This is a genomic window from Nocardia puris, assembly GCF_036051655.1.
In the GTDB taxonomy this organism is placed as follows: domain Bacteria; phylum Actinomycetota; class Actinomycetes; order Mycobacteriales; family Mycobacteriaceae; genus Nocardia; species Nocardia puris.
On the sequence record NZ_CP107943.1, the window covers coordinates 3637180 to 3654473 of the forward strand.

The 17294-nt window shown below is 69.0% G+C and carries 18 protein-coding genes; 8 read left to right on the top strand and 10 right to left on the bottom strand.

Annotated features, from left to right (window positions below; genetic code table 11):
• Window positions 1-11: 11 nt before the first annotated feature.
• A complete protein-coding gene (locus tag OHB21_RS16630) occupies window positions 12-578 on the bottom strand; it encodes a DUF6912 family protein (RefSeq protein WP_407675217.1) in 567 nt (188 codons plus the stop codon).
• Window positions 565-1971: a WS/DGAT/MGAT family O-acyltransferase gene (locus tag OHB21_RS16635; protein ID WP_067514026.1), complete on the bottom strand. Its 1407-nt coding sequence runs from the start codon at window positions 1969-1971 to the stop codon at window positions 565-567. The genes OHB21_RS16630 and OHB21_RS16635 overlap by 14 nt, the downstream gene beginning before the upstream one ends.
• A gap of 378 nt (window positions 1972-2349) precedes the next feature.
• On the opposite strand from OHB21_RS16635, the gene secA reads away from it, so the two are divergent.
• On the top strand, window positions 2350-5193 hold the full coding sequence (gene secA, locus OHB21_RS16640) for a preprotein translocase subunit SecA (RefSeq protein WP_195124842.1): 2844 nt from the start codon (window positions 2350-2352) through the stop codon (window positions 5191-5193).
• A gap of 202 nt (window positions 5194-5395) precedes the next feature.
• A complete protein-coding gene (locus OHB21_RS16645) occupies window positions 5396-5899 on the top strand; it encodes a hypothetical protein (protein ID WP_067510157.1) in 504 nt (167 codons plus the stop codon).
• Window positions 5900-6035: 136 nt separating this feature from the next.
• On the opposite strand, the gene OHB21_RS16650 is transcribed toward OHB21_RS16645, so the two are convergent.
• From OHB21_RS16650 to OHB21_RS16660, 3 genes are all read right to left on the bottom strand, one after another.
• Window positions 6036-6452 (bottom strand): hypothetical protein, encoded by a 417-nt coding sequence (locus OHB21_RS16650; RefSeq protein WP_195142040.1) that lies wholly within the window; start codon window positions 6450-6452, stop codon window positions 6036-6038.
• Between the two features lie 297 nt (window positions 6453-6749).
• On the bottom strand, window positions 6750-7223 hold the full coding sequence (locus OHB21_RS16655; protein WP_195124844.1) for a PIN domain-containing protein: 474 nt from the start codon (window positions 7221-7223) through the stop codon (window positions 6750-6752).
• Window positions 7223-7456 (bottom strand): ribbon-helix-helix protein, CopG family, encoded by a 234-nt coding sequence (locus tag OHB21_RS16660; RefSeq protein WP_195124845.1) that lies wholly within the window; start codon window positions 7454-7456, stop codon window positions 7223-7225. The genes OHB21_RS16655 and OHB21_RS16660 overlap by 1 nt, the downstream gene beginning before the upstream one ends.
• A gap of 65 nt (window positions 7457-7521) precedes the next feature.
• On the opposite strand from OHB21_RS16660, the gene OHB21_RS16665 reads away from it, so the two are divergent.
• Window positions 7522-8127 (top strand): TetR/AcrR family transcriptional regulator, encoded by a 606-nt coding sequence (locus OHB21_RS16665; protein WP_228789645.1) that lies wholly within the window; start codon window positions 7522-7524, stop codon window positions 8125-8127.
• Window positions 8124-9026, top strand: coding sequence for an alpha/beta hydrolase (locus tag OHB21_RS16670; RefSeq protein WP_067510107.1), 903 nt, complete (start codon window positions 8124-8126; stop codon window positions 9024-9026). Before OHB21_RS16665 ends, OHB21_RS16670 begins: the two co-directional genes overlap by 4 nt.
• On the opposite strand, the gene OHB21_RS16675 is transcribed toward OHB21_RS16670, so the two are convergent.
• From OHB21_RS16675 to OHB21_RS16695, 5 genes are all read right to left on the bottom strand, one after another.
• Window positions 9017-9274 (bottom strand): Txe/YoeB family addiction module toxin, encoded by a 258-nt coding sequence (locus OHB21_RS16675; protein WP_067510105.1) that lies wholly within the window; start codon window positions 9272-9274, stop codon window positions 9017-9019. The genes OHB21_RS16670 and OHB21_RS16675 overlap by 10 nt on opposite strands.
• Window positions 9271-9522 (bottom strand): type II toxin-antitoxin system Phd/YefM family antitoxin, encoded by a 252-nt coding sequence (locus OHB21_RS16680; RefSeq protein ID WP_067510191.1) that lies wholly within the window; start codon window positions 9520-9522, stop codon window positions 9271-9273. The genes OHB21_RS16675 and OHB21_RS16680 overlap by 4 nt, the downstream gene beginning before the upstream one ends.
• A gap of 84 nt (window positions 9523-9606) precedes the next feature.
• On the bottom strand, window positions 9607-10608 hold the full coding sequence (gene rsgA, locus OHB21_RS16685) for a ribosome small subunit-dependent GTPase A (RefSeq protein WP_228789648.1): 1002 nt from the start codon (window positions 10606-10608) through the stop codon (window positions 9607-9609).
• Entirely contained in the window at window positions 10605-11909 is a 1305-nt protein-coding gene (gene aroA / locus OHB21_RS16690) for a 3-phosphoshikimate 1-carboxyvinyltransferase (protein ID WP_067510101.1), read from the bottom strand. The genes rsgA and aroA overlap by 4 nt, the downstream gene beginning before the upstream one ends.
• A gap of 58 nt (window positions 11910-11967) precedes the next feature.
• Window positions 11968-13467: an aldehyde dehydrogenase family protein gene (locus tag OHB21_RS16695; RefSeq protein ID WP_067510099.1), complete on the bottom strand. Its 1500-nt coding sequence runs from the start codon at window positions 13465-13467 to the stop codon at window positions 11968-11970.
• 180 nt (window positions 13468-13647) lie between these two features.
• Between OHB21_RS16695 and OHB21_RS16700 the strand changes: the two genes are divergently transcribed.
• From OHB21_RS16700 to entS, 4 genes are all read left to right on the top strand, one after another.
• Window positions 13648-14436 carry an SOS response-associated peptidase gene (locus tag OHB21_RS16700; RefSeq protein ID WP_067510097.1) on the top strand — a complete coding sequence of 263 codons (789 nt, stop codon included), beginning with the start codon at window positions 13648-13650 and terminating at the stop codon, window positions 14434-14436.
• A gap of 326 nt (window positions 14437-14762) precedes the next feature.
• A complete protein-coding gene (locus OHB21_RS16705) occupies window positions 14763-15488 on the top strand; it encodes a hypothetical protein (protein WP_067510095.1) in 726 nt (241 codons plus the stop codon).
• 111 nt (window positions 15489-15599) lie between these two features.
• Window positions 15600-16010, top strand: coding sequence for a hypothetical protein (locus OHB21_RS16710; protein WP_195124847.1), 411 nt, complete (start codon window positions 15600-15602; stop codon window positions 16008-16010).
• A complete protein-coding gene (entS, locus tag OHB21_RS16715) occupies window positions 16007-17263 on the top strand; it encodes an enterobactin transporter EntS (protein ID WP_228789056.1) in 1257 nt (418 codons plus the stop codon). The genes OHB21_RS16710 and entS overlap by 4 nt, the downstream gene beginning before the upstream one ends.
• Window positions 17264-17294: the final 31 nt, after the last annotated feature.

Here is a 17294-nt window from a genome sequence, read left to right on the forward strand (position 1 = left end):
CCGCGCACGTACTAGAGCAGATCCAGCAGGAAGGGGAGTTCCTGGGCGGCGTACCAGGCCAATTGGTGGTCCTCGGCGTCGCCGAGCACGAACTCGGCATCGGGATCGCCCAGGTCGGCGGCATCGACGACGTCCACCGCCTTGGCGACGGCGGGCTCGGCCTCGGCCAGGTCGACGTGCACCGAGGCGATCCGGTCGTAGGTGATCGGGCCCGAGAGCTTCACCACCGCGTCGTCCAGATCGGGGCGCGGCTTCACGCCCGACACGTCGGCCGCGATCACCGCGCGGCGGTAGACCGGGCGGCCCGAGGACGACGGCTCGTCGTCGGCGGGGTCGGTCTCGGCGTCCTCGCGCTCACCGGCCAGCAGCCGCAGCGAGGCGCGCGCCGCCTCCGCCATCGCGACCTCGGCCAGTTCCTCGTCGTCGCCCGACGCGTACGCCTCCCGCAGCGTGGGCGTGAGCGCGAACGCGGTGCCGCCGAGCGGGAACAGCTCCCGGTCGGCGACCAGTCTCCGCAGCATCGACACGGTCGCGGGCACGTAGACCCGCGTGGTCTCGTTCCGGTCAGGCGCAGGCACCGAGCATCTCCTCCATGGATTCGTGCACCGCGGCGGCCAGCACCCCGATGTCGGCCATCGCGTCGCGGTCGGCGTTGAGCCCGTAGAACACCTGTCCGTCATAGGACGTGATCCCGATACTGGAGGCCTGGTTGCGCAGCAACGGCGACACCGGATACATCTCCAGCATCCGCGCGCCGCCGATGTACATCGGCGTCTGCGGACCCGGCGCGTTGGTGATCACCAAGTTGAACGTGTGCTCTGCGAACGTACTCGCCGCCCGCACACTCATCGCGTGCAGGCTGGCGGGCGCGAAACCCGCCATATGGACGAGCGTGCGCGCCCGCACCCCGCGCCGGTGCCGCGCGCCCGCCTCGTTGGCGTGCGCGATGTGCGACAGGCGCATCACCGGATTCGGTTCGCCCACCGGCAGATCGAGCAGGAACGAGGACACCTCGCTGTCGGGTTCGAGCCGTTCGGAGCCCTGCCCGTCGACGTACACCGACATCGGCACCACCGCGCGCAGCGTGGTCGACTCGGTCAGCGCCTCGCCGCGCGAGAGCAGCCAGTTGCGCAGCGCGCCCGTCACCACGGCGAGGATCGCGTCGTTGATCGAGCAGTCGAAGCGCTTGCGGATGGTGCGGTAGTCCTCGAGGTCGGTGCGCACCACGTCGAACCGGCGGTGCCGCGAGGTGCGGATGTTCAGCGGGCTGTCCGGCGCGCCGATCGCGGCGGTGCGCACGGCCGAGATCACCGACTCCACCGCCTTGCCCGCGGCGTTGATCATGGCGAACGCGTCGGCGCTCACGTCGCGGGCCACCTCCAGCGCCTCGCGCGGTTGCCCCGCCAGGTGGGTGAGCGCGCCGACCAGCAGCTCCACGTCGTTGGGTTCGCGGGGCGCGATCCAGGAGTCGTCGGCGAAATCGCGCGGCGAGGCGGTGTTGTCCAGGATCACGTGCCCGATCTCCAGCGCGCTGGATCCGTCGACCAGCGCGGAGTGGGTCTTGGTGAAGATCGCGCTGCGACCCCCGCTGAGCCCCTCGATCAGGTACATCTCCCACAGCGGCCTGCTCTGGTCGAGCGGGCGCGAGGCGAGGCGGGCCACCAGATCGTGCAACTGGTCGTCGGTGCCCGGTTTGGGCAGCGCCGAGCGGCGGATGTGATAGGTGATGTCGAAGCGGCTGTCCTCCACCCACACCGGCCGCCCCAGCGCGAACGGGATCTCGCGCACCTTGCGGCGGTAGCGGGGGACCAGCGACAGCCTGCTCTCGACCAGGTCGACCAGCCGGTCGTAGTCGAGCGCGGGCTCGTCGTCGCCGTTGCGGACGATCGCGAGGGAGCCGATGTGGATCGGATTGCTGCTCGATTCGAGCCGGTAGAACGACGCGTCCTGCGGCGTCAATCGCGTGATCACGCTGCCCGATGCTCCTTCCGATGCCGCTGTGTCCTGCGACCCATTGTCGTGCCCGACAACGGTTCCGAAGGGGATCTGTGGCATTTCCAGCGAAATCGGCGCACATCTTCACCCGCGTCGGTTCGCGTGGCAGTGTTGACCGATTCGACCACAGGCGGTGGGGATTGCCCAGTCGAAGTACTGCGCGGTGCGGGTACGGTGAGGTGGTACGCCTCCGGCGAGGTCGCGCCACGACCTGTGACGACGCTGGTCACCGGCGCTCGGTGCGGTCGCGGCATTACCATGGGGGCGTGCTGGGAGATTCCGCCTGCCCGGCGGGCGGCCGGGGCGGACCACCACACCACGAATGACACACCGACCAGAGGACTGACGAGACCCGTGCCTGCGCTGACTTTGACGAGGTTGCTACGGATTGGTGAGGGTCGCACGGTCAAGCGGCTGTCCCATCTCGCCGACGAGGTCCTCGCGCTCGCCCCGGACTACGAGGATCTCACCGACGCCGAGCTGCGCGGCAAGACCGACGAGTTCCGCCAGCGCTACGCAGACGGCGAGACCCTCGACGACCTGCTGCTCGAGGCGTTCGCGGTGGCGCGCGAGGCCTCCTGGCGCGTGCTCAACCAGAAGCACTACAAGGTGCAGGTGATGGGTGGCGCGGCGCTGCACCTGGGCAATATCGCCGAGATGAAGACCGGTGAGGGCAAGACCCTGACCTCGGTGCTGCCCGCCTACCTCAACGCGCTCAGCGGCGACGGCGTGCACATCGTCACCACCAACGACTACCTGGCCAAGCGCGACTCCGAGTGGATGGGCCGCGTGCACCGCTTCCTCGGGCTCGAGGTGGGCGTGGTGCTCGGCGGGATGAGCCCGGCCCAGCGCCGCACGTCCTACCACGCCGACATCACCTACGGCACCAATAACGAGTTCGGCTTCGACTACCTGCGCGACAACATGACCCACTCGCTGGACGATCTGGTCCAGCGCAAGCACAACTTCGCCGTGGTCGACGAGGTCGACTCCATCCTCATCGACGAGGCCCGCACCCCGCTGATCATCTCGGGCCCGGCCGACGCGTCCTCGAAGTGGTACGCCGAGTTCGCGCGCATCGCGCCGCTGCTGAAGAAGGACCTGCACTACGAGGTCGACATCAAGAAGCGCACCATCGGCGTGCACGAGGCGGGCGTGGAGTTCGTCGAGGACCAGCTCGGCATCGACAACCTGTACGAGGCCGCGAACTCGCCGCTGGTGAGCTACCTGAACAACGCCATCAAGGCCAAGGAGCTCTACCAGCGCGACAAGGACTACATCGTCCGTGACGGCGAGGTCATCATCGTCGACGAGTTCACCGGCCGCATCCTGGTGGGCCGCCGCTACAACGAGGGCATGCACCAGGCCATCGAGGCCAAGGAAGGCGTCGAGATCCAGCCGGAGAACCAGACGCTGGCCACCATCACGCTGCAGAACTACTTCCGCCTCTACGACAAGCTGTCCGGTATGACCGGTACCGCCGAGACCGAGGCGGCCGAGCTGCACCAGATCTACGGCCTGGGCGTGGTGCCGATCCCCACCAACAAGCCGATGATCCGCGCCGACCAGTCGGACCTGATCTACAAAACCGAAGAGGCCAAGTTCGCCGCCGTGGTAGACGACGTCACCGAGCGGCACGAGAAGGGCCAGCCCGTGCTGATCGGCACCACCAGTGTCGAGCGCTCGGAATACCTGTCCAAGCAGTTCACCAAGCGCGGCATCCCGCACAATGTGCTCAACGCCAAGTTCCACGAGCAGGAAGCCCAGATCATCGCCGAGGCCGGCCGGCCCGGCGCGGTCACGGTGGCCACCAACATGGCCGGTCGAGGCACCGACATCGTGCTCGGCGGCAACCCCGACATCATCGCCGACCTGGAGCTGCGCAAGCGCGGCCTGAACCCGATCGACACCCCCGACGAGTACGAGGCCGCCTGGCTGCCCACCCTGGAGAAGGTCAAGGAGCAGACCGAGGCCGACGCCGACGACGTGCGCGCCGCGGGCGGCCTGTACGTGCTGGGCACCGAGCGCCACGAATCGCGGCGTATCGACAACCAGCTGCGCGGTCGTTCCGGCCGTCAGGGCGACCCGGGTGAGTCGCGGTTCTACCTGTCGCTGGGCGACGAGCTGATGCGGCGCTTCAACGGCGCCGCGCTCGAGGCGATCATGACGCGCCTGAACCTGCCCGACGACGTGCCGATCGAGGCGAAGATGGTGTCCAAGGCCATCAAGAGCGCCCAGACGCAGGTCGAGCAGCAGAACTTCGAGATCCGCAAGAACGTCCTCAAGTACGACGAGGTCATGAACCAGCAGCGCACCGTGATCTACGGCGAGCGCAACCGGATCCTGCGCGGCGAGGACATGGAGGGCCAGGTCCAGAACATGATCACCGACGTGGTCACCGCCTACGTGGAGGGCGCCACGGCGGAGGGCTATGTCGAGGACTGGGACCTGGAGAAGCTGTGGACCGCGTTGAAGACGCTGTACCCCGTGAGCGTCGACCACAAGCAGCTGACCGGTGAGACCGAGGTCGGCGAGGCGGGCGACCTGACCCGCGAGGAACTCCTCGAGACCCTGCTCGACGACGCGCACGACGCGTACGCCAAGCGCGAGCAGGATATCGACGGGCTCGCGGGCGAGGGGTCGATGCGCAACCTGGAGCGCCAGGTGCTGCTGTCGGTGCTGGACCGCAAGTGGCGCGAGCACCTCTACGAGATGGACTACCTCAAGGAGGGCATCGGCCTGCGCGCCATGGCGCAGCGCGACCCGCTGGTCGAATACCAGCGCGAGGGCTTCGACATGTTCACCGCCATGCTGGACGGATTGAAGGAGGAGTCGGTCGGCTTCCTGTTCAACCTCCAGGTGGAGGTGCAGCAGCCGCAGCCCGCCGGCGTCTCGGTCGACCCGGGCCTGCGTTCCCCGGTCGGCGCCGCAGCGCCCGCCCCGGTCCCCGCCGCCCCGGCCCCCTCGGGCAGCGCCGCCCCGGCGGCCTTGCGCGCCAAGGGGATCGACGAGTCCAATAACACCCGCGGCTTCAGCTACTCCGGTCCCGACGAGGGCGGCCACGCGGCCGTCCACAGCGACGCCGAGGAGTACGGCGACGGCGACGGCGGCGCCCCCGCCACCCGCCGCGAGCGCCGCGAAGCCGCCCGCGCCCAGGCCAAGGGCAAGCGCGCGCCGAAGAGCCGCCGCAAGCACTGAGCCCCGTGGCGGGTCCCCGCCGCGACCGAGCCCAGCACGAAGGCGCCCAACCGGAAACAGTTGGGCGCCTTCGTTTTTGCGCTGTGAATGCAGCTGCTCGCCAAAGTGGGTGGCTATCCGGTGGGGAAGTGGTTACTGTGACAGGCGCTGGAAATGATACATAGATGTCCCAACATGAAAGTCAACTGTCCTGGAGGGGTACATGCGTGTCAAGAAGATGATGGCCGGCGCTCTGGTGTCGGTGCCGTTGCTGTTCGGGCTCGGGATGCCGGTCGCCGAGGCGGCGCCGACGCACGTCGCGTTCCAGATCCCGGTGGTGAAGGGGTTGGAGGTGGGGCCGGGCGGCGTGCCGGGCGGTTCGTTCGGAACGATCGGTGTGGTGGGCACCGTCGGTGAAACACCTGGCGCAGCGACCTTCTCGATTCCGGTCCTCGCGCCGTACGACAGTCAATACAACTACCGCTGGATCACGGTCCACTGGCGCAACCTCCAGACCGGCGCGACGGGCAGCGTCGACATCCGCCACTGGACCACCAACCCCACCTCGGGCAGCACCGGCTACGCCGCCTCCCTCCCCACCGCCGCCACCGCTCCCACCGGCCCCGGCCCGATCCTCGCCACCGCCACCGAGCAGCGCGAACAGTGGAACGCCCCACCCATGCCCATCTCCCTCATCCCGGGCACGGGAGTATTGCTCGTCTCCTGAGTTTCGGTGCGCGCCTGATTGATTCGGTCGCGAGACGATGCGACTCCGGTCGCTTTCGCAGGCGCAGGGGTCGCGAAAAGAATCTGGGGGCCGCGAAAAAGAAGGTGCCCGGGGTTTCCGGGCACCTTCTTTCGTATCAGATCTGGGCGGTCCAGTTGGCGGGTGGGAGGCCGTCGGCTCGGCGGAGGGCGTCGGCTACGGATTCGAGGTAGAGGAGGGTGCGCATGGAGAGGCCGGTGACGACGCGGCCGAGGTGGCGCAGGGCGGGGTTGTCGAAATCGGCGACGACGTCCTGGTCGTGGGAGTGGGCCAGGACGGGGACGTGGGCGAAATAGCCGGGGTCCACGCCGAAGACCTGGGCCAGGGCCGATCTGGTCGGTGCGGGGACGGCGGTGATCTCGCCCTTGCGCAATCGGCGCACGTAGTCGGCGGAGACGCGATGGCCGACGGCGGTGAGCCACCCGGCCACGATCTCATCGGAGAGTGGACGCCCGTACCGTCGCTCCCACATCTCGAACGCCAGGGTCAACCGGGTTCCGAAATCCTTGTCCACAACTGCCTCGCCTTCTGGCTCCGATGCCGTTGACGAATCAATGAATCAGTCGTCACCCTAGACCCGATTACGCTCGCGGATTGCCCGATTCGCTCCGAATCCCGTCCAGTGCACGCCCCGAAGGGGGATTCCCCCAACCCTTCCACCCGGAAATTTATCGAATTCCGGTCCCGCGCCCCGCTTTTCGCGAGCAATCGAGCACCGTGAACCCTCCAAAATGTAGCACTCATTTCGGCGGTGCTTCACATACCTGGGCGTGGCCCGAATCGGGATGCTCGGGGTATCTGATGATGACCGCTAGTCGAGGTCGTCCGGCAGCAGCCGGAAGGCGGTGTGCTTCGTCAATGGTGTCAGCGCCCGAAAATCGCGGCGGTCAAGGGTGAGAATCGTTTCGGTCTCGTAGTCCGCGGCGAGGGCGGCATTCACTGCGTCCGCGAGGTCGAGGCGTAGATCGGGATAGAGGGTCCGCACTGCGTTCGCCTGGTCCAGCACCTCGGTGGTGACGGCGGCGATCTCGAAGTGCCCGGCGCGTGCCTGCGCGGTCAGGTCTTCGATCATGGAGAGCGCGTGTCCCCGGCCGATCGCGCCTCGGCCGACGTGGTCGATCTCGGCGAGGATCAATGGCGAGATCACGACGAGGCCCGCTGACTCCAACGCGCGAAAAGCGTCCTCGCTCTCCGGTGCCGATGTGTCGAATGCCGCGATGAGTCCGGAGGTGTCGGCGATGACGATGCCGGTTCCGGAAACTCCGACCCCCCGGGAATGGGTCATCAGTTCTCGTCGTCCTCCGAGAGGATCTCGTCTACGCGATGCGCCAACGTCGGGTCGCCGCTGGCGAATCGGCGTAGCCGCAGCGGCTCGTTGCGTCGTCGCACCCGCATGGCCGCCAAGTGGATCGCGTCCCGAATGATCTCGGCTTCGCTGACATTGGTCCGGGCGGCAGCATCCTTGATCGCGGCGAGGTCCTCGGCCTCGGCGTAGACCATGGTGCGCTTCAGGGACATATGTGCAGGGGAGTATAGGTATCGACAGACCGACGGTCGGTCGGTAGCCTGCCCGTGTGCGGCAGATGAAGAAGCCCGAGGTGCGGAAGGCCGAGATCGTGGAGACGGCCACGGGGTTGTTCGCGGAGGAGGGGTTCGAGCGGACGACGGTGGGGGCGATCATCGGGCGGATGGGGGTGGCGAAGGGGTGCTTCTATCACCACTTCGCGTCCAAGGCCGAGGTGTTCGAGGCGTGCGTGGAGGCGTTGGCCGAGCGGTTGCTGGGTGAGTACGTGGCGATCCTGGGTGACGAAACGCGTTCGCCGAGGCGGCGGCTGGTGGACTACGTCGACCACAACTACGCGCTGGCGGCGCGGCCGAGCGGGGCGGAGCTCGCGGCGGATCTGCATTCCGGCGGGTTCGCCGACGTGCATCATCGCGTCACGGAATCGGTTGCCGCGCGGCTTCTTCCGGTGTTCGCCACGCTCATCGCGCAGGGTGTGGAAGCGGGCGAATTCGACGTCGAGGATGCGGAGTTCACGGCCGCGGCGATGCTGGGTGCTCTGACCGGACTGCACGAGACCTACGCCGCGCGAAAAGATTTCGAGCTGGCGCGGCATCGCGAGCACCTGCTCGCCTTGCTCGCGCGGATGCTCGCCGATCCGCAGATCCGAGAAACGGAGCCCCGATGAGAGTCGAACCGATCGAATTCACCGTCGCCGATACCGAATTGGCGGGATTCGTGTACCTGCCGGAGGGGGCGGGGCCGCACCCGTGTGTGGTCCTGTGCACCGGCTACGGCGGTACCCAGGACACCCCGTCCCTGGAGGCGGCCGCGGCGGCGTTCGCGACCGCCGGCTATGTGGCGCTCACCTTCGACTACCGCAATTTCGGCCGCAGCGGCGGCGAGCCGCGCCAGCTCGTGGACATCGCGGGCCAGCCGCTCGACATCGAGGCCGCGATCGCCGCCGCACGAGCGCGCCCCGACGTGGACGAGTCCCGCATCGCGCTGTGGGGCACCTCCCTCGGCGGCGGACACGTCGTCACCGTGGCGGCGGCTGACCCGGCCATCGCCGCCGTGGTCGCGCAGGTGCCGTACAACGGTTTTCCGAAGCGGGTCGAGGGACGGTCGCGGTGGGCGACGCTGAAGGTGCTCGCGGCGATCCTGCGCGACCGCTGGCGCGGGATGCTCGGCCGCCCGCCGTACTACATCCCCGCCGTCGGCGCGACCAACGAGGTCGCCGTCATGACCGGCCCGCAGGCGCAGGCCGCGGTCGCGGAACTCGACAGCGCCACTTGGCGCAACGAGGTCGCCCCGCGCTCGCTGCTCGCCATGGCCCGCTACAAACCCGGCGAGCACGCCCCGAACCTGCGCATGCCGATCCTGGTGTGCGTCGGCGAATTCGACAAGGAGACAGCGGCTTCCGACAGCAGGCAGCTGGCCGACCTGGCCCCGCACGGCCGCGTGATCAACTACTCGTTCTCCCACTTCGACATCTACCGCCCCGAGAACCGGACCAAGGTTCTCGCCGACCAGATCGAATTCCTCGACGCCATCCTGCGTCCGGAGAACCGGCCGGCTCAGCTGTAGTGGTAACGGCAGGCCGCGATGCGGATCTCGTCACCGACGATCTTGTAGACGAGCCGATGCTCGTCGGTGACGCGCCGCGACCAGTAGCCATGGAACCCGTGCTTCAGTGGCTCCGGCTTGCCGATTCCCTCGTTGCCATTGCGATCGATGTCCGCGAGCAACTGGTTGACCCGTTTGAGGACCTTCCGGTCCTGAGTCTGCCACCACAGGTAGTCGGACCAGGCGTTCTCGTCCCAGACAAGCTTCATTCGATCGGCTCACGGATGGTGCCGCCACCCTCTTCCAACCGCTCGATCGCGGATAGCAGCCGGCGCGCGTTGGCCGGGCTGCGCAGCAGGTAGGCGGTCTCTTTGAGGGATTCGTAATCGTCGAGAGACACCATGACCACCGGCTCGTGTCCAGCGCGCGTAATCACTACTTCCTCCCGATCATTGACGACACTGTCGAGGACCTCTGCGTAGCGCGCCCGCGATTCGGAGTAGGACATCGTGCGCATCATGACCACCACCATTTCAGCTGACGTACAAGAAATTGTACATTCGATTCGGCGGTGACGACAACTGTGCGTGGCTAGCGCCTCTCACCACGGATCATTCGAATTCAACGCCACCAGCAGCAACCGGATGGCGGCGACGCGGCGTTGCTTGCCGGGCAGGGAATCCAGGGCGCATTCGGGGTCGGTGGGTGGGCCGAGGTGGGTGCAGCCGCGGGGGCAGTCCTCGATCGCTTCGGAGAGGTCGCTGAAGGCGTGGATGACGTCGTCGGGGGTGATGTGGGCCAGGCCGAAGGAGCGGACGCCGGGGGTGTCGATCACCCACCCGCCGTCGGGGAGGGGCAGGGCGACCGACTGGGTGGAGGTGTGCTTGCCCTTGCCGACCCCCGACACCTCACCGACGGCCCGATCCGCGTCGGGCACAAGGCGATTCACCAACGTGGACTTGCCGACGCCGGAGTGCCCGATGAACGCGGTGAGCCGGTCGGTGAGGAGTTCGAGCACGGGTTCGAGCGGGTCGTCGATACCGCCGTAGACGATGGTGAGATCCAGATCGTCGAAGGCGGAGGCGAATTCGGAATCGGCGGCCAAGTCGTGCTTGGTGAGGCACAGCACCGGCCGCAACCCGCCGACGAACGCGGCGACCATGCAGCGCTCCACGAAACCGGTGCGCGGCGGCGGATCGGCCAGTGCCACCACGATGAACAGCTGCTCGGCGTTGCCCACCACGATGCGTTCGAACGGATCGGTGTCATCGGCGGTGCGGCGCAACACCGTTCGCCGCTCACCCACGCGCACGATCCGCGCCAGCGTGTCGGGCCGGCCGGACAGGTCGCCCACCACTTCCACCTGGTCGCCCACCACGATCGGCGTGCGTCCCAGTTCCCGCGCGCGCATGGCCACGATGCGCCGCTCCGGATCGCCGTCGAGCACGCACCCCCAGCGCCCGCGATCCACCGACACCACCATCGCCGGTTCGGCGTCGTTGTGCTGCGGGCGATTCTTGGTGCGCGGACGGGAACTGCGGCCCGGACGAACCCGCACATCGGATTCGTCGTACCCCGCGGCGGAGCGGCGCGGGCGGCTCAGCGTGCCGCTCCCTCGCCGGCCGAGGCCAGCATCTGCTCCCACAGGAGGGTGAAGGCGGGCAGCGTCTTGGCGGTCGTGCCGATGTCCTCGATCTCCACACCGGGCACCCGCAGGCCGAGAATCGCTCCGGCGGTGGCCATCCGGTGGTCGGCGTAGGAGTGCCACTGGCCGCCGTGGAGGGTGGCCGGAACGATCTCGAGGCCGTCCTCGGTCTCGGTGACCTTGCCGCCGAGCCGGTTGATCTCGGTGGACAGCGCCGCCAGCCGGTCGGTCTCGTGCCCGCGCAGGTGCGCGATGCCGCGCAGCCAGGACGGCGAATCCGCCAGTGCGGCAAGGGCGGCCACGGTCGGGGTCAGCTCGCCGACGTCGTGCAGGTCGATGTCGATGCCCGCCAGCCGCTCCGGCCCGCGCACCGTGAGCACCCCGTCGAAGACCCGCGCCTCGGCGCCCATGCGCACCAGGATCTCGCGGATCACGTCGCCGGGCTGGGTGGTCAGGCGCGGCCAGTGCGGGATCCGCACCTCGCCGCCGGTCACCGCGGCCGCCGCGAGGAAGGGCGTGGCGTTGGACAGGTCGGGCTCCACGTCCCAGTCCACCGCGCTGATCGGGCCGGGCGCGACGGTCCAGGTCTGCGCCTTGCGGCTGTCGGCGGGCGCCTGCACGGCCACATCGGCGCGGCGCAGCATCTCCACCGTCATCTCGATGTGCGGCATCGAAGGCAGCGCCTTGCCGTCGTGGTGCACGGTGAGCCCCTCGTCGAAGCGGGCCGCCGAGAGCAGCAGGCCCGAGACGAACTGCGAGGAACCCGACGCGTCGATGGTCACCGCACCGCCGCGCAGCGAGCCCGCGCCGTGCACGGTGAACGGCAGCGCGTCGCCGTCGATGCGCGCGCCGAGCCCGCGCAGCGCGTCGAGGATGGTGCTCAGCGGGCGCACCCGCGCCTGCGCGTCGCCGTCGAAGGCCACGTCGCCGCCCGCGAGCGTGGCGACCGGCGGCAGGAAACGCATCACGGTGCCCGCGAGCCCGCAGTCGACGGATGCGCCGCCCAGCGGCGCGGGGGTGATGGTCAGCGTGTCGCCGTCACCGTCGATGCCGGTGCCGAGCGCGCGCAGCGCGGCGATCATCAGATCCGTGTCGCGGCTGCGCAGCGCGCCGGTGAGGGTGGACGGCCCGTCGGCGAGGGCGGCCAGGATCAACGCGCGATTGGTGATCGATTTGGAACCGGGCAGGGTGACGGTCGCGTGTACGGGGACATCGACGTGGGGCGCTGGCCAGAAAGTCACCCGTCCATCTTGACCCATCGCCGTCCGGGACACACGGGCGGTCGCGGATCCGTTACCGCGACCGCCCGCGGCCGGCCTACTTGTGGCGCCCGTGCAGCAGGGGCGTGATCTTGCGCAGCAGCTTCATGGTCGAATCGGTGCGCGCGTAGCTCAGCAGCGCCATACCGGGAATGGCGAAGCGCTGCACCGCGATGGAATGCGGACGGGTGAACTCGCGCAGGCCCGGCTCACCGTGGATGCGGCCGATGCCGGAATCGCCGACGCCGCCGAACGGCAGGCCGGGGATGGCGGCGAAGGCGAGCACCGAGTTCACCGACGTCGCGCCGACGCGCAGCCGCCGGGCGATATCGAGGCCGTTGCGCTTCGAGTACACCGCCGAGGACAGTCCGTAGCGGGAATTGTTGGCCAGATCGACCGCCTCGTCCACGCTGTCGACGGTCCTGATGGTGATCGTGGGACCGAAGGTCTCCTCCTGCACCGCCTCGGAGTTCTCGTCCACATCGACCAGGACGACCGGTTCGATGAACGGGCCCTTGACCGACTCCGGTCCGCCGAGCACGGCGGTGCCGCCGTTGCTCAGCGCGCTCTCGATGTGGCGGCGCACGATGTCGACCTGCTTGGGCATGGTCATGGGTCCGTAGGCGGCCTTGTCGCCCGAACCGGGCTTGACGTCGGTGAGGATGCGCTTGACCTCGGCGACGAACTCGTCGCGTACCGATCGGTCTACGTAGACGCGCTCCACGCCCGCGCAGGTCTGGCCGCTGTTGGAGGTGGCGCCCCAGGCGACCGCGTCGGCGGCCGCCTTCACATCGGCGTCGGCCGCGACGATCACCGCGTCCTTGCCGCCGCCTTCGAGCAACACCGGGGTGAGGTTCTCGGCGGCCGCGGCCATGATTCGCTTCGCGGTGGCGGTGGAGCCGGTGAACGCGATCTTGTCGATGTCGGCCTTGACCAGGGCCGCGCCGGTCGCGCCGAAGCCGTTGATCGTCGCGAAGACGCCCGCGGGCAGTTCCGGATTGGCCTTGGCGAAGGCGTCGGCCAGGTAGTTGCCGATGGTGGTGGAGTACTCGCTCGGCTTGAACACCACGGTGTTGCCCGCGGCCAGCGCGTAGGCGATGGAACCGTTCGGGGTGTAGACGGGGTAGTTCCACGGGCCGATGACGCCGATGACGCCGAGGGGGCGCTGCTCGAGGCGGGCGGAGAAGTTCGACATCAGCGCGCCGGGCGAGACGCGCTTGGGCGAGAGGTACTTCTTGGCGTTCTTGGCCGCCCAGGAGACGTGCTCGACGGCGAGCATGAGCTCGAGGTAGGCGTCGTCGAGCGGCTTGCCGTTCTCCCGGTGGATGAGCGCGGTGAACTCGTCCGCGTTGTTGATCAGGTAGCTGGCCCAGCGCAGCAAATGGTGACGGCGTTCGTCGTAGGTGAGTGCGCCCCAGGTCGTGGCGGCGGCGCGGGCGGTGGCGACGGCGGCGCGCACGGCCTGCTCGTCGGCGATCGGATGGGTGGCGATGACCTCGCCCGTGGCGGGATTCACCGACTCGAGCGACGTGTCGGGGGTGGTCTCGATGGTAGTCACGGGTGGTGCTCTCCTCTGCCTCGGTGCGATCGGCCGGTCGGTGCGCGTGCCGGTGCGGACGGGGGTGTGACGCTCATCCCATCCGTTGAGAGAATGTTATTCCACAACTCTCAACTGGTCACCACCCCTGCCCTTCCCATTGTCCGCGCGATGTCGGCCCCGGGTGGGAGGATCGGTGACATGTGCGGACGATACGCGACGACGACCAACCCGGGAAGGCTCGCGGCCGACCTCGACGCGATCGACGAGACCGGCGAAAACGATTCCCGCGGTGACGGATTCACGAACTACAACGTGGCCCCGACGACCCAGGTGCTCACCGTCGTCGCCCGCCACGACCGCGACCACCCAGACGACGATCCGCGCCTGCGCGTGCGGCGGATGCGGTGGGGCCTGATCCCGGTGTGGACCAAGGCGGCCGAGCCGGGCGTGCCGGTGAAGGGCAAGCCGCTGTTCAACGCGCGCGCCGACAAGGCGGCCACCACGGCGTCGTTCCGCGACGCGGTGAAGTACCGGCGCTGCCTGGTGCCGATGGACGGCTGGTACGAGTGGCTGGTCGAGCCCGACCCGATCGGCGGCGCGAAGGGCAAGGCGGTCAAGCGCCCCTATTACATGGCCGATGCCGACGGTTCCCGCCTGTACATGGCGGGCCTGTGGTCGGTGTGGCGGGACCGGTCGGTGGCCGATAGTGAACCGCTGCTGTCCTGCACGATCCTCACCACCGACGCGGTGGGCGAGTTGACCCGCATCCACGACCGGATGCCGCTGCCGATGCCCCGCGAGCACTGGGACGCCTGGCTGGACCCGGATCACCCCGCGCCCGCGAGCCTGCTCGAGACGCCGTCGGAGGAGGTGGTCGCGAGCATCGTGGCGCGGCCGGTGTCGACGCTGGTCAACAGCGTGCGCAACAACGGGCCGGAGTTGCTGGCGCCGGTGGACGGCGCACCGGAGGCCGCCGAGTCGCGCTGACGCCCCGGGCCACGTCCGTCGCTCTCGCACACAACACGCACGTCCGACGTGCGGGGCTGTGCGGTGCCGTCGTGTGCCGGATCGCCCGTCGGCGACGCCGGCGCGGGTGCTCTCGTGTCCCGGTCGCACTTGATGAATCGCAACCTCTTGTGCGGTTATGAAGGATAGGCTAACTTTGCTCGGGTTCCGCTGGGCGGGATTCGCCGAGCCCGAGACCGGCACCGTCCGGTGCTGGGACTCCGCTGCGGATCGGCCGGGCGGGACATTCCCGACGGATCGCAGGCGGCTGTGACGCCGTCTGCGATCGAAGAGGCAAAGGAAGCAGCATGAAGATGAGGAACACGGCGGTCGCCGCGATGGTGGCGATCGCCGCGGTAGGGATCGCCGGGGGCACCGCCAACGCGTTGCCCGCACCGGTCGCTCCGCCCGGCGGCATCGCGACCCCGATCATCCCGGGCGTGGTGAACTACACCGCGACCAACGACGGCACCTCGGCGATCATCACCACCGACGTGGGCGCGCTCACCGTCGTGGGCGGGCAGTTCCAGATCACGGATGCCGAGGGCAGGCTGGTGGGCGGCGTGCCGCTCGAGGTGACCGTCGACGAGATCGCCTACCCGGTGAAGGCCGAGATCACCGGCAACACCGCCAAGCTCACCCCGACCACCGAGGGCGCCTACTTCCGCCCCGCACTGTCGGCCGCCAAGGAGATCAGCGAGCAGACGGCGGCGCAGCGCGAGCAGGCGGCCTGGCAGAAGCTGGGTAGCCGCCTGTCGGTCGGTGCCGCCGTCGGCGCGCTGGTCGGCGCGGTGGGCGCGTCCGCGGTCGGCTGTGTGGCCGGCGGCGTGCTCGGTGGGGCGCTGACCGCTCCGGTCGCCCTGCTGCTGGGCGGCGGACCGATCGCGGGCTGCATCGCCGGTGCCGTGATGCTGGCTCCCGTGGGCACCATCGCCGGCGCGCTGCTCGTCGGCGTCCCGGTCGCCATCGCGGGTGCGATCGAGTACTTCAGCACCGTCACGGCGCCGTTGCCGCCCGCCGCTCCGGCCAAGTAGCCACGGCGCCGAGCGGTTCGATCGGCGGGTCCGGGCTCCGGACCCGCCGATGTCCGTCGCAGGGTCTTCCGGTGGGGCCGATCGGACGGCGCGATCGCCTCGGGTAAGGCGGTGCTCGCGGGTTCGCGGCCGGTCGGGCTGCCTCGCCGCACCGGGCCGGCGGCGTCGGGCATCCCGATCGGCCGGCCTGTCGAGTCAATCGCCGATGCGGGTATGCGGACGGCGGCGGGGCCCGGGAACAGGGTGGCGGCGACGGGTTTCATCTCACCGAGTTCGTACCGAACGTTCTCGCCGGCACCGGCCGAAGCGCTTCTCGCCGGCCGTCACATCGTCGAATCATGCAGTGGGAGAAACGAAATGCTTCGCACGCTCGTCCGCGGCACGTGGCACACGGCCATCGTCGCGCAAGCTGATCCGCGCGGTGCCGGGTCGACGGTCATCGATGCGGACCCGAAGGGGGCCGCCTGCCGCCGCGCACCGGATCCGGCGCGGTCCGGCCGGTTCGGCACGCTCGGCGCATGACGCGAATGTCGCCGCGTAGGATCGCCATCGATCTGGACCCCCTGCGCAGCAGTCGTGAGTTCCGGACCTTGTTCATCGCCCGGGCCATCTCGGTGCTCGGGATCGGGTTCCTCATGGTGGCGTTGCCGATTCAGGTCTACCAGCTCACCGGCTCCACCGCGCGTATCGCGATGGTGACGGTGGTGGCAGGCGCCGCCACCTTCGGCGGCACGCTGATCGGGGGTGCGCTCGCCGACCGGGTCGATCGGCGCACTGTGATCGTGGTCGCGCGCGGGGCGGCGACGCTGGGATTCGCTTTGCTCGCCGTGAACGCCATGCTGCCCTCGCCGCAAGTGTGGTTGATCCTCGCCTGCGGGGTGATCGACGGTGCGGCGGGCGGGATTTCGGCCACCGCGCTGGTCGCGGCGATGCCGGGGCTCGTCCCGCGCGACAAGATGGCGGCGGCCGGCGCGTTGATGGCGCTGACCGTCGACCTGGGCACCATGGTCGGGCCCGCGTTGGGTGGCCTGCTCATCGCGTGGGCGGGTGTGGCCGCGAACTACTGGCTGGCAGCCGTCGCGAGCCTGGTCACGACCGTGCTGATCGCGCGCCTGGACGCCATGCCACCGCACCGGGCGCACGCTGAATCATCGGTGCGCGCCATGGTTTCCGGATTCCGGTTCGCGTTCGGGCATCGCATCATCGGCAGCACGCTGCTCGCCGGCGTGGTAACGATGGTGCTCGCCGGATGGAGCGTGCTCATTCCCGCCTATGTCGGCGAGGTGCTGCACGGTGGATCGGCCGTCGCCGGATTGCTTTTCGCCGCACCGGCTATCGGCGCGGTGGCCGGGTCGCTGACCTCTGGCTGGACCGGTGGGTTGCGACGCGGGGGCATCGTGATCTTCGGGGCGGCCCTGGTTTCGGCGGCGGGTTTGGCAGGCGCCGGGATGGTTGGGACGACCGTGTGCGCGTTTGTCGGGCTGTTCGCTTATGGAGTGGGCCGCGTGGTCGGCGATATCGCGAAATTCGCTGTGGTGCAGCAGAATACGCCTGACGAGTTCCGTGGGCGCGTGTCTGGAGTATGGACCGCGCAGGTGACCGTCGCTGCGGCGGTCGGCGCGGTGGTGGCAGGCGTAGTTTCGGAACTGGTTCCGGCGCGCGAGGTGTTCCTGGTGTACGGGGCGCTGGGGGGTGTGCTCACGCTCGTGCTGTGGGGTGCGCTCGGTCCGCTGCGTCAGTTGGGCAGTGAGGAAAATGTCTCGGCCGAAAGGTGATTCGGTGGGGTTGACGGGCGGCCGCGGGCTC